The sequence below is a fragment of the Ruegeria sp. C11 genome (assembly GCF_056537725.1).
The window spans coordinates 1-12214 of record NZ_JBQFSB010000002.1; the positions used below are offsets into that span (position 1 = coordinate 1).

At 55.8% G+C, this 12214-nt stretch carries 10 protein-coding genes; 2 read left to right on the forward strand and 8 right to left on the reverse strand.

Annotated elements, in window-relative coordinates:
* Nucleotides 1-107 precede the first annotated feature (107 nt).
* The 8 genes from ACR0NA_RS03310 to ACR0NA_RS03345 all read right to left on the reverse strand — a co-directional run bounded on the left by ACR0NA_RS03310 (nt 108) and on the right by ACR0NA_RS03345 (nt 8786).
* Entirely contained in the window at nt 108-1013 is a 906-nt protein-coding gene (locus tag ACR0NA_RS03310) for a LysR substrate-binding domain-containing protein (protein ID WP_480726013.1), read from the reverse strand.
* A gap of 69 nt (nt 1014-1082) precedes the next feature.
* Complete coding sequence (locus ACR0NA_RS03315) at nt 1083-2426, reverse strand: MmgE/PrpD family protein (protein WP_480726015.1); 1344 nt, start codon at nt 2424-2426, stop codon at nt 1083-1085.
* Nucleotides 2426-3616 (reverse strand): pyridoxal phosphate-dependent aminotransferase, encoded by a 1191-nt coding sequence (locus tag ACR0NA_RS03320; protein WP_480726017.1) that lies wholly within the window; start codon nt 3614-3616, stop codon nt 2426-2428. The genes ACR0NA_RS03315 and ACR0NA_RS03320 overlap by 1 nt, the downstream gene beginning before the upstream one ends.
* Nucleotides 3616-5256, reverse strand: coding sequence for a thiamine pyrophosphate-dependent enzyme (locus ACR0NA_RS03325; RefSeq protein WP_480726020.1), 1641 nt, complete (start codon nt 5254-5256; stop codon nt 3616-3618). The genes ACR0NA_RS03320 and ACR0NA_RS03325 overlap by 1 nt, the downstream gene beginning before the upstream one ends.
* A 64-nt stretch (nt 5257-5320) precedes the next feature.
* Nucleotides 5321-6166: a diaminopimelate epimerase gene (dapF, locus tag ACR0NA_RS03330; RefSeq protein WP_480726022.1), complete on the reverse strand. Its 846-nt coding sequence runs from the start codon at nt 6164-6166 to the stop codon at nt 5321-5323.
* A 4-nt stretch (nt 6167-6170) separates the two neighbouring features.
* Nucleotides 6171-6911, reverse strand: a complete 741-nt coding sequence (locus ACR0NA_RS03335; protein WP_480726024.1) for an amino acid ABC transporter ATP-binding protein — start codon at nt 6909-6911, stop codon at nt 6171-6173.
* A 12-nt stretch (nt 6912-6923) separates the two neighbouring features.
* A complete protein-coding gene (locus ACR0NA_RS03340) occupies nt 6924-7895 on the reverse strand; it encodes an amino acid ABC transporter permease (RefSeq protein WP_480449572.1) in 972 nt (323 codons plus the stop codon).
* A 54-nt stretch (nt 7896-7949) separates the two neighbouring features.
* A complete protein-coding gene (locus ACR0NA_RS03345) occupies nt 7950-8786 on the reverse strand; it encodes a transporter substrate-binding domain-containing protein (protein WP_480726025.1) in 837 nt (278 codons plus the stop codon).
* Between the two features lie 1270 nt (nt 8787-10056).
* Here ACR0NA_RS03345 and ACR0NA_RS03350 point away from each other — a divergent pair.
* Nucleotides 10057-10911 (forward strand): LytTR family DNA-binding domain-containing protein, encoded by an 855-nt coding sequence (locus tag ACR0NA_RS03350; RefSeq protein ID WP_480726028.1) that lies wholly within the window; start codon nt 10057-10059, stop codon nt 10909-10911.
* 105 nt (nt 10912-11016) lie between these two features.
* Nucleotides 11017-11583 (forward strand): helix-turn-helix transcriptional regulator, encoded by a 567-nt coding sequence (locus ACR0NA_RS03355; RefSeq protein ID WP_480726030.1) that lies wholly within the window; start codon nt 11017-11019, stop codon nt 11581-11583.
* Nucleotides 11584-12214 lie beyond the last annotated feature (631 nt).

The following is a 12214-nucleotide window of genomic DNA, read 5'->3' on the forward strand; positions in this document are numbered from 1 at the left end:
CGAGATCTTTATTCTCGGCAAACCTCACAAGGCCAAAATCCTCGAAAAACCGCCGTTCGACCCAAAAGGCCAAAGATTGCGCGACGTTAAGCAAGAGATGGAGAGTTTCAGCTAAGCTGAAACTCATTTGTGCAGATACGCAGAAGCCAATTTCTGAACTGGGTGACCGCGCGAGTTCCGTCGGCACGGTGAGATGTCAAAAGGTAATATGCGTTGCCCGTCGGCAAGCTAAACTCAAGCGGCGCAACAAGATGACCTTTGCGCCGACCTTCCTCGCCAAATGGGCGCCGATCCATCGCCCAGCCCAGCCCGATCTGGGCCGCTTGTAAGGCGTTGGAACGATTATCCATCTCGGCGACAGGTTTCCACGAGGATTCACTCAGACCGATGGCTGAAAACCAGAGATCCCACTCATTGACGTGATGGCGGCTTCGGATCAGGGGTTCCGATGGCATTTCCTCGGGTTGCGGAACCGAACCGCGCGCTTCCAGATATTCTGATGCACAGACCGGCTGGATCACTTCATCGAACAGTTTGATGCAACGCGGCTCTTGTGGCGGTTTATCTGAAAAAACAATGGCCATGTCGATATCACTGCCGCTGAGCGAGATTTCTTCGGGCATGGTGACGATTTTGACTGTGAGGTTGGGGGCAAATTCTCGCAGTAACGGCAGTTTTGGGATAAGCCACATGTTAGCCAGCGACTGGTACATATGCACCGAGACCACCTGCTTGGTCTTGTCATCGGTATGACGGGCAAAAGCGGCGTCCAGAGTATCAAGTGCCTGACGAACGGGTTCGTAGATCGCTTTGCCTTCTTCGGTCAATTCCGCAGTATGATTGGCACCCCGATGCAAAAGCGTTGCACCAACAAATGCTTCAAGTGATCGTATCTGGTGACTCACGGCGGATGCTGTGATGTTCAGCTCCTGCGCGGCCTCAACGTTGCGGCCCAATCGAACGACGGCCTCAAACGCGCGGACAGCTGCAAATGGCGGGATTTTGCGTGACATCTGTCTCTCCGGAGCCGGTTATTGCGCAGAGATTAATGCAATCCTGCTGCCTGTCCCAGACCTTTCCTTTCAAGGGCTTGCCGTGCACAGATCGAAAAGGTGTCGTAATTCGGACGCGCTCAACTGGTCGAAGCCAGACGACAGGTCACCGATTTCCTTGGCCCGCGCGGAACCCAAAACGGGGTCGGCCAGCATATGGAATTTATTTGTGATCTGGCTGTCGGTCAGTGCCATATCCGTGTCTCCGCGGGGTGTGCGGGGCTTATCTTCGATCCGCTGACCGTCCTGTAGGATAATCGTCACCTGCGCCCAGCGTTTGTCGGTGCTGATGCGGGTCATTTCCGGATCATCAATCAACCTGATGGACCGGCTTACACGCAGGATGTCCGGATCGCGCAACGCCTCGGTGCTCAGTTCGTTGACCCCAACCTGGCCGCGCACGATCATCGCCGCCACGGGGAATGCGATGGCATAGGCGAACTCGTCCTGATTTTGCGGCTCGTGCCCGGCAAGCCGGGTTGCATAGTGGAAGGTGCGGATTTCGATGCTGTCCACCTGCTCGTGGGTGAACCCATGTTTCTGCATCATGTCATGCACGGAATCGAGCGACGGGTGCGCCCAACGGCAACAGGGATAAGCCTTGTAATGCGTGTGATCGACCAGCCGCCACCCGGTGCCCAGATCGGACCAGAACTCAGCACCGTCTTCCCCTTCGCATGTCACGGCCGGAGCGCCGGTGAACCCTTCGATTGCCAGATAGGCGGCCGTCACCCCGGACGGAGCGCCCCAGCCGACACCGTCACGCACCATGGTTGGATGGTCGATGCAGCGCATCATCTGGCTGCGGGGGCCATGATATTCTCCAATCCCGGCGGCCTGACGAATCTGTTCTGCACCACCGCCCAGCAATTTTGCCCCTGCGGCGGCAACACCCACGGCAGTCCAGGCTCCGGATGTGTGGTAGTCGGCACAAGTTGCGTGTTGGACCAGTCCGGCGCGATACGAGATTTCGTAGGCAGCGGCGAGGATTTCTGCAAAGCGCCTGCCGTCCAGCCCATCTGCGTTGGCCTGCGCCATTGCGATCATGGCGGGGAAAATGGCCGAACCAGCATGGCCCTTGCAGGGCGTCGTGCCGTCATGGGCGTCAATGCTGTCGACGGTGAATGCTCCGGCCATGGCCGCCCCGACAGGGCTGACTGCACGACCATCCATCAGCATCTTCGCCGATCCGGTTGTTCCCGTTCCGAATACCATCGGCGCGACCCGGCGGGCGATACCTGACAATTCTGTGGTGGCCCCGACAGCGGCAACGCCCATCGTGTCTACGAAGGACCGGCGAAGGGTCCACAGGGCGGCCTCGGGCAGATCGTCATAGGTCAGGTCTGCTGCGAAGCGATCAAATCTCTGTACCATCAGTTCAACATCTCCACGGCGGATTTCATGCGGTTCAGGCCTTCTGTTATGTTCTGCTCGGACGTCGCGACGGACATGCGAAAGAACGGATCGCATGAAAAGCCGGGTCCGGGTACCACAACGGCACCATGTTCCAGAAAATAGGCCGCCAGGTTGGTCGAGCTTGTCAATACCTTGCCCTCAGGCGTCTTACGGCCAAGCAAGGCACCGCAATCCGGCATCAGATAAAACGCGCCACCCGGGGGTTGCGTTCGCAAACCATCGATCTTGGCCAGCCCCTCCAGCGCAAGATCGCGGCGGCGCTGATAGGTGGCGCACCAGTCCTTCAGGAAGTCCTGCGGGCCGGTAAGTGCCGCCACAGTGGCCGCCTGACTGATCGAGCATGGCCCGCCATTGGTTTGGCTGAACAGGCTGCGGATACCGCTGGTCCACCAATCTGGCCCGCCTGCAAAACCTATACGCCAGCCGGTCATCGCATAGGCTTTCGACACCCCGTTCACGGTAAGTATCCGGGGTTGCAAATCTGGGGCGACGGCGGCCAGCGTCGCAAATTCGGCACCATCGAAAATGATATGTTCGTACAGATCGTCTGAAATGACGTTGACCCCGGGATGCTGCCGCAGCACATCTGCCAGCGCCCGCAGTTCAGCTGCTGAATAAACCGCTCCGGTTGGATTGGACGGCGAGCAGATCATCAGCAACCGCGTCCGTGGCGTGATGGAAGCCTTCAGCTTATCCGGTGTCAGCTTGAAGCCATCATTGGCTGTATCAACCAGCGCAGGTGCCCCGCCGACCGCCTGCACCATACCCAGATGCGACGCCCAGAGTGGCACCGGCAGGATCATCTCGTCCCCGGGATTCAGCACCGCCTGAATGGCGGTCGCCAGCAATGGCTTGGCACCAGAACAGACGATGATTTCCGACGATGTGAAGGCCAACCCGTTATCACGGCTGAACTTTTCGATCACGGCCGCCTTGACGGCTCCATTCCCGTCAGTCGGGGTATAGCGTGTATCGCCCGCGCGGATGGCCGCGATCCCGGCTTCACAGATATGGGCAGGCGTGTCGAAATCTGGCTCGCCTACGGAAAAGTCGATCAGGTCGGCCCCGGCCTGTCGCATCTCGAAGGCCTTGTTAAAAACACCGATGATCGGCGACGCGGGCAGGGCATCAACCAGATGGGACAGCATCAGGACGCCTCCGCCAGACCACTCAGTGTCAGATTGGGGCCAAGACTGTCCGGCCCGACCAGCACATGAATGACCGCGGCCTTGCCCGATGCCATTGCGCGTTCCAGTGCAGGGGCAAATTCGGCGGTGGTTTCAACCCGTTCGCCGTGCGCGCCATAGCCTTGCGCCACCACAGCGAAATCCGGATTTGTCAGCGACGTGCCTGAGATGCGTCCGGGGTGCTTGCGTTCCTGGTTGGTGCGAATGGTGCCGTACATACCGTTGTCGATTACAATGAAAATCGGGTCGAGTCCGTATTGAACCGCTGTCGCCAACTCCTGCCCGTTCATCAGAAAATCGCCATCCCCGGCCACATAGACGGCAGGCGCATAGGGCCGCGCAACTTTGGCAGCCACCGCCGCCGGAACCCCCATGCCCATGGCGCCCGAGATTGGGGCCAGCGCACCCAGAAACTGGCGATAGTCGAAGTGGATATTGGGCCAGTCGGCGGCGTTGCCTGCACCGGTGGTCATCGTGGTTTCATGCGGCAGGGTGGTGTTCAGCACACGCATCACCTCAGCCATATCGACCGGTCCGCGTTGGACGGGCAGTGCTCGCATTGCCTCGTAATCCGTACGCGCGCTGGCGGGTGAATGGCGCCTGGCGACCGGCAGCAACGCCAGAGACTTTGCCGCCTCGTTCGGATCGGCCAGAATGGGAAGATCGGCCTGATAGAGCCGCCCTAAATCCTCAGCCCCTGGCAGGATGTGGACAAGCCTGCAATCCGGCTGCGGAGATCGGATAAGGCTGAATTTCAATGTGGTTCCATCATTCAGGCGCGCACCCAACGCGATCACCAGATCGGCGGATTTGGCATATTCATTGGGCATCGGATTGCCGCCAAAACCCAGATTCCCGATGAAATTGGGATGGTCATGGGGGAACAACCCCTGACGACGGAATCCTACGGCAACCGGCAGGCCATGATCCTCGGCAAAACGTATGGCGGCGGCTTGCCCATCTTCGGTCCAACAGGTTCCACCCAGCAGCAACAGCGGGCGTTCGGCATTAGCCAAAAGCCCGGCCACCTGTTCCAGATCGGCAGGTGTAGGTGCAGGAGGGGTCAGCTTGACCTGTGGCAGATCGGCGGCATCGGTTAGTTCGGCCAGCATATCCTCGGGCAGGGCCAGCGCCACTGGGCCGGGCCGTCCCGAAAGGGCGGTGCGGAAGGCACGGTTTACATATTCCGGTATACGTGCGGGATCGTCGATCTCGGCCACCCATTTCACCATGTGACCGAGGAACCGGCGGTAATCGACCTCCTGAAAGGCTTCCTTGTCGCGATGGGCGCGCGGGATCTGTCCGATCAGCAGAATCAGTGGGGTCGAGCCCTGCTGCGCCGTATGCACCCCGATTGAGGCGTTTGTCACGCCGGGTCCGCGTGTCACGAAGCACACGCCCGGCTTGCCGGTGGCGTCCGAATAGGCTGCCGCCATGAATGCGGCGCCACCCTCCTGCCGGGTGGAATAATATTTCATTGTGTTCGAGCAATCGTGCAGCGCATCAAGCGCCGCCAAATAGCTTTCACCGGGGACGCCAAAAATCGCATCGACGCCGTTCACCCGCAACATGTCGATCAGAATCTGTCCGCCTGTCCGCATCGCGATTACTCCTCTGTCAGAGCTCTTATTTTCCAGTCGGATCGAACGACTGAAACTGAATTTTTCACACCGGGGTTGAGGGGAATTCACCCGGATATCGGTACCGTCCATTGAAACAATGCGCCACAGGGCCGGTCATCTCGGCCACGTTGTCTGAACGGACCCGGATCGCCACGGTCCCGGCTGGCATGTGGACCTGCATCTTATCCCGGTCGGTCCGTCCGGACAGCCGTGCCGCCTGCACCGCGGCACAGGCCCCCGATCCGCAGGCGGTGGTCACAACGCCAGGTCGCTCATAGACCGATAATCGCATGTCCGAAGGCGACAACATCTCGGCAACGCCAACATTCACGCCCTGGCCGAAAAGAGGGTCTGCCATGATTGCTGGGGCCAGCTTGGGCAGGTCGATGGAGTCCAGATCATTTGTGAAGAACACCGCGTGCGGATTGCCAATGGCAAGACCCACGGGAGATTGCAGGGACCCGTTCCCAACCGGCAGGGCCATCATATCCTGCGGGCCCGACAGGGGCATCTCCTGCCAGTTCTGCGTCAACATTCCCATTTCCACCTGCACTAATTGATCCCCGCATCGCCGCGCATGCAACGGCCCGACGGGTGTTTCCAGAACAATTGCGTCAGCGTCAGCCTCTTCAAGCAAAAACCAGGCCACACAGCGGGTAGCGTTGCCACAGGCCTGCACCTCGGTTCCATCAATGTTGTAAATCCGCATGAACGCTGCTGCGTGCGGGTGGCCCGAGGGCTCCAGAACAACCAGTTCATCCGCCCCGATCCCCACTTTGGGGTCGCAAACCCAGATCACCTCATCCGGTGTCGGACAGTATGGGGCAGTGCGGGCATCCACGATCACGAAGTGATTGCGAAGCCCCTGCATCTTGATGAAGTCAGGCATCGGCTTAGTGTTGCAGGATCTGGCTAAGGAACAGTTTGGTCCGCTCGCTTTGGGGGGTTTCGAAGAAACTGACGGGATCATTTTCCTCGATAATCTGACCTTCATCCATGAAGATCACCCGGTCCGCCACGGCCTTGGCAAACCCCATCTCGTGGGTCACACACACCATGGTCATTCCGTCGCGCGCCAGACTGACCATTGTATCCAGAACTTCGGACACCATTTCGGGGTCCAGCGCCGAGGTTGGTTCGTCAAACAGCATCACCTTAGGGTTCATGCAAAGTGAGCGCGCGATTGCCACGCGCTGTTGCTGCCCCCCCGATAGCTGTCCGGGATACTTTTCAGCCTGTTCCGGAATGCGGACCCGTTCGAGGTACTTCATCGCAGTCTTGCGCGCCTCGGCCTCCGGCACACCGCGCACCCACATGGGAGCAGCCATCAGGTTTTGCAGAACAGTCAGGTGAGGGAACAGATTAAAGTGCTGGAACACCATACCCACTTCCATCCGAACCTTGTCGATATCTTTCATTTTCTGGTGAAGATGCATCCCATCGACGATGATCTCGCCTTCCTGATGGGCCTCTAGCCAGTTGAGTGTGCGGATCATCGTGGATTTACCGGAACCGGACGGGCCGCACACAACGATCTTGTCGCCCTTGTTGACGACAAAGTTGATATTACGCAGCGCATGATATTGGCCATACCACTTGTTGACGCCGCGCATTTCGATGATTGGTTCTGCCATGACGCGGCCTCCTCAGTGGCTCTTAGTGCGGAAGTGACGCTCGATCCGGCCCTGGATAAGTTCAAGGCACATGGACAGCATCCAGTAGATGATGGCGGCGGTGATCAGCATCTCCATATGCTGGAACGACTTAGTCCCGAGCGTACGGGCCAGAAACATCAATTCCCACACGCCGATCACGGATACCAGAGAGCTATCCTTGAGCATGGCGATGAACTGGTTGCCCGTCGGCGGTATGATCAGTGGCAGCGATTGCGGCAGGATGATCCGACGCATGGTCAAGCCGAACTTGAAGCCTAACGAGCGTGATGCTTCCCACTGGCCTTTCGCGATCGACTGGATACCTGCACGAAAAATCTCGGTCATGTAGGCGCCGTAGCACAGGGTCAGTGCCAGAATTCCCGCAGGAACCGCGTCTATCACGTAACCAAGCTGAGGCAGGCCGAGATAGATCAGGTAGACCTGCATCAGCAGCGGCAGGCCCCGGAAGAACGAGGTGTAAAAGCTGGCAATCGCAAAAGCGAACCCATTGGAAGACAGCTTGGCCACAGCCCCGATGATCGCCAGTATCGAGGCAAGCGTTATCGATATGGCCGAGACGTAAAGCGTCGTAAACACGCCTTGGCTGACCATGAACCAGATTTTCGAGCGTATGAACGCAAAGTCCAGATCGAAGCCGTAGAAGAAGGCCAGAAACAGCGCCAGCAACTGCAACCAGACGATGACAACCTGAAGCCTGAATTTAAGAAATCCAATCAGGACAATATTGAACACGAACAGAATGCCCAACACCAGACCGGTGGCAAATCGCCCGTAAAACCCGGATTCTGCGGGTTCTCCGATCACTGGCCTCATGAGTTCTCCGAAAATTGAGCCGGTTGTGTCGATCAGAATGAAGAATGCCGTCGCGACGACCAACATCAATCCAACGATCTTGGGTTTGTGGACCAGTGGATCGTTTACCACCGTGTCGGCATAAAGCATGACCTGCCTCCTGAATGGAGCGGCTCGCCAGAGGCGAGCCGGCCTGTTTTGTTGTTATTTTGTGGTGGTGTAGTCGACGCCGTACCACTTTTCGCTGAGCTTCGTCAGCGTTCCATCGGCACGCATTTCAGCCACGATTCCGGCAAGCTTGTCATTGAATTCCTGATCGCCGCGGTCGATAGCGATGGCCAGAGGTTCGTAGAAGACCGGATCACCGACAACCTTGAGCGGGTAGTTGTTCTTGATGCCTTCCAGAATCGCCGGTAGCGATCCGATCATTCCATCCAGTCGCGTCCCGTCACCCAATCGCAGGTCGTCCATAACGGCCGTTGAATCCTTGTAGGAACGCAACTCCCCGGGCGAGATCTGATATTCAAAGCCCGGCACGCCTTCGGCATCAATTGTCAGATCATGCTGCAAATACAGCTCGAAGACACTGGAGGTTGTTGCCCCCATGGTTTTGTCATTCAGATCAGCAACAGACGAGGCAGAGCTGTCGTTATGAACAGCGGCAGCGGCAGGGGTATAGTAGTAGACGGCGGGAAAACTCAGCACTTTGGCCCGCGCTTTTGTCGGAGTCATCGACCCGACCGAGATATCCCAGCGCCCGTTCCAATTTCCGGCTGTGATGATATCCCACGCAGGCGTCACGAACTCCACTTCGACGCCCATGCGCTGCGCGATTTCACGAGCAACGTCGACGTCAAAGCCATCCATTTCGTTGTTGTCGTTCAGAAAGCTTTGCGGTGCCCAGTTTGCATCGGTCGCAACTTTAAGCAGCTTGTCCGACGTGACACGGTCCAATGCATCACCAGCAAAACTGACCCCAGTGCTGGCGCAAAAGGCGGCAATGGTGGCGGCTATTGTGAATACTCGTCTAGATTGTCCCATTCATTCCTCCAAGCTGGAAACGCATTGAAGAAAACTGCACGAAAGAGGTCGGGGGCATTAGGGAATTATTTTGAGCTGCATTGAATTTTTTTCAGCCCATATTCGGCAGCCGAACTAGGCTCTGATCAACAGAACACCAATTGCGAGCCACTTTTGCTTCGCAAGCAATATTACGGTTTTTAAGCTTTGTCAGGACATCAGTGGCGGAGAGACAGGGATTCGAACCCTGGGTGGGCTTGCACCCACAACGGTTTTCGAGACGGTTTTTGACATCAAAACAAAAGTTCTCAGATCAGTAAAACAAGGGCTTTGTGGCGGTAAATTAGGCAGGCACGGCACAGAAAGCGGGTAGGGGTGTCATAGGAAAGCGTCATAGTGATTTAAGATGATTGAACTTCTTCAGTTATCACCGAAGGTGCACTGAGGTTCCGAAGGGCGGGAAACGGCCATTCGCTGCGGTTGCTCCACACTTTGGTTACCGAGTAAATGGCAGACCTTCAGTGCAGCCCATAGGTCCCATTGGGTCAAATGCTGCTTAAGCTATGAATGGCAGCGACAGCCAAAAAACAGGCTTTGCACAAGCTATATTTGCAATCCTTTCTCATTGTTCGCGGACCACTCGAGACGCCGCTACACGGCGGCCCGTGTCGGCGATGTTGAAGAGCGCACCCACTATTAATGTTGGTTCGAACACATGCCCGCGCCGATCGACTTAGCGGCCGAAAATAATTGCTCAGCCCGAGTGAGAAAGAGTGGCAACAAGGTAGTCGCTGTCGAACGTTGCTCGCACCAAAACGCCAGTTATTCGCACCAAAGCGAGACTTTCCACTCTCCAGCCAGTTTAGATGAAACCAACTAAGCTATAAGTTCCACGATGGGCGGGCCTTGAGAAATTTGCTTCTTCGAGCGACGCCCCAAGCGCAGATATTGCTCACAACGGAAAAAGTTTTGTCAGGCAAATTCAACGTTTGGCTGATCAAAACCCCGCAACCGTAAGGCTTGCGGGAGTACATTTGGGGGATGAAAGAGGTCCACATGACATACACGTTCAAGCGTCATGCTAATCGCGCCAGGCATATGTTTGAACGACGACTCTCTTTCCAAAATCCAATCAATCCCTACTTGGCCACTCGAGATAGTGGCAGTATTACCTCCAACGAGAACCTGCATTCTGCTGCCCTTGAACAGGCGTCGCACCACCGTTCAGTTATCCATTAGCGGCGGCAAGCAGACATGTCCGAATTGTTGATTTGTTGGGGAGTATCGTTCGTTGCTGACGAAGGCTGAACTTACGGTCTGGCTGCGTGGCTTGATGAAAGACAAAGTTTTCATTTCAGCCTACGCTGTGGTTTTTCTCGCTCTCGTGGTTGTGGAGCGGGGACATGCAGTTCCGAACATCAGTCAGTTTCAGCATGCACTGTACGTGCTGGCCTGGGTAATCGCGTTTTACGCCTTCTATTACTTTGCCGGGCCCAGTCTATTCTACTGGTCCATTCGAAACTCAATTTGCGTTTTTTGGACGACTTTGGGCAGCTATCTAATGATTTTATTCCTGAAGACCTTTATTGTAACTCACTTGCTGGCAGGCGGATCAACATTTAAGCACGCAATCCTCTATTATTTTACGTCTGCATTCGTCTCGACCGTAATTACATACGCTATATTTTTGCACTTCAGAGCTCAGGCAATAACCGGGTTCGGATACGATCCCCTGAAGTATCTGTTTCGGCGCCCCCCTAAGCAAACTGATTGTCCGTTCCAATTGAAGCTCGACGAAAAAAATCGCGGGCCACTGCTGATGCTGGAAGCTCAGAACCAATACGTATCGGTTACAACTGAAAGCGGGACGCAGTTGATAAGAATGACACTTAAAAGTGCTGTGGAGAGCTTGGATTCTGAAGCTGGTTTGTTGGTTCACCGTTCGAGGTGGCTGTCTAACAGCGAGATAAGCGAGCTCGTTTACAGAAATGGGAACCCTTACGTCGTGAACCCGGATGGTGACGAATATTCGATAAGCCGAAAAATAGTGTCCAAGGTTAAAGAAACAATTGAACAACGAGGAGCGCGGGCACCTGAGCCCAAGCAAACAGACAGAGCAACCAAAAACAAACATGCTCAATGCTAAGTTTCTTGTATGCAGCACTAAAACTTAATCCCCAGACAAAATCTCGTCTGCTCAAATCATCCCTATCGTGTCGTTCGATATGGCGAGGATGGGCAACTGACCAGCTTGACACCTCACAAAAGAAACAACGACCGGCGCAAAGATCACCGGCAACTTGAAAGACTTACTATGGCGCCCTCCAAAGAACGTCTGGCCCTATCATTTTTCGCATCGCTTGCTGCTGCTTTCGTGATGCTTCTGGAAGAATTCAGCGAGGCGATGGGATGGGAGTATTTGCACAACTGGGATGAGTACCACATCTGGGCAATCATCGTGATGCTGTGTTTGTTGGGGGCGATCGCTGTTCTTGGAGTTGAGTTGCTTCGTATGGGAAACCACGTGACCAAGCTTGAAGGCAAAGCGAGCCGCGCCTCTGAGGCGTTTGAGGAACTCTTGGTGAGCTACTTTGAAAAGTGGGCATTTACCAAAGCCGAGAGGGACGTCGCGCGACTGCTCCTGAAAGGATGCTCCACCGCAGAGATTGCTGAAGCCCGAGATGCGAAAGAGGGCACAGTGAAGGCCCAAACAAACTCGATCTACAAGAAGTCAGGTTATTCAAACAAAGCACAACTATTCAGCGCCCTTTTGGAAGACCTTACCGGCGATGGATCGAAGCCAATTCGCCGCGCCTAAAGCTTGATGGACTGGTTTCTGTGTCGCGCTCGGCCTGCGGCCCGGCCTTCAAGGTGTCGGGATACGGATGTCTATCCTTGAACCATTATTGATCCTCGGTGAAGGCCACCCCGAACAGATTGGCTCATTGGTGATATGCACTTTGCCCTCAAGCCCAACGGTGGTGGCGAAACGCCGGTGTCCCGGTGATGCTGCAATTTTGACAGAGCCGACGATCTGTTCATTTTCATGTTTTGATGGTCAGCCGCGCAACAAACGCGTTCCGTGCTGTCTGCGCAGCATTGGGAGCGTGCGGTTTAGTCGAGCCGCTCTTCGCGTCTTCGATGCCACGAAGTTTCAGGCTGCGATAAACTAAGGTGTAAGCGGCATAAACTAAGGTTCAATACCTATGAAATAGCCTCATTCTCGCCCTTTTTGACCCTTCAAGCCCAGTGTTGAGTGTGCAAGCAAACGCGCATTGAGCGGATGACGCAGGGTAATCAACCCTGCATGCGTGCATCAAAAACTTTAGCCAGATGGGGCAGAAAACATGCAGGTCGAGCAGCGGGTACGCGCTTTTGCGCGCGGGGGGCGTCTAACCAAATGGAAGGGAAGAGTGGCAAGCATCGCGCCCTCGCTATTCTTGTGTTCA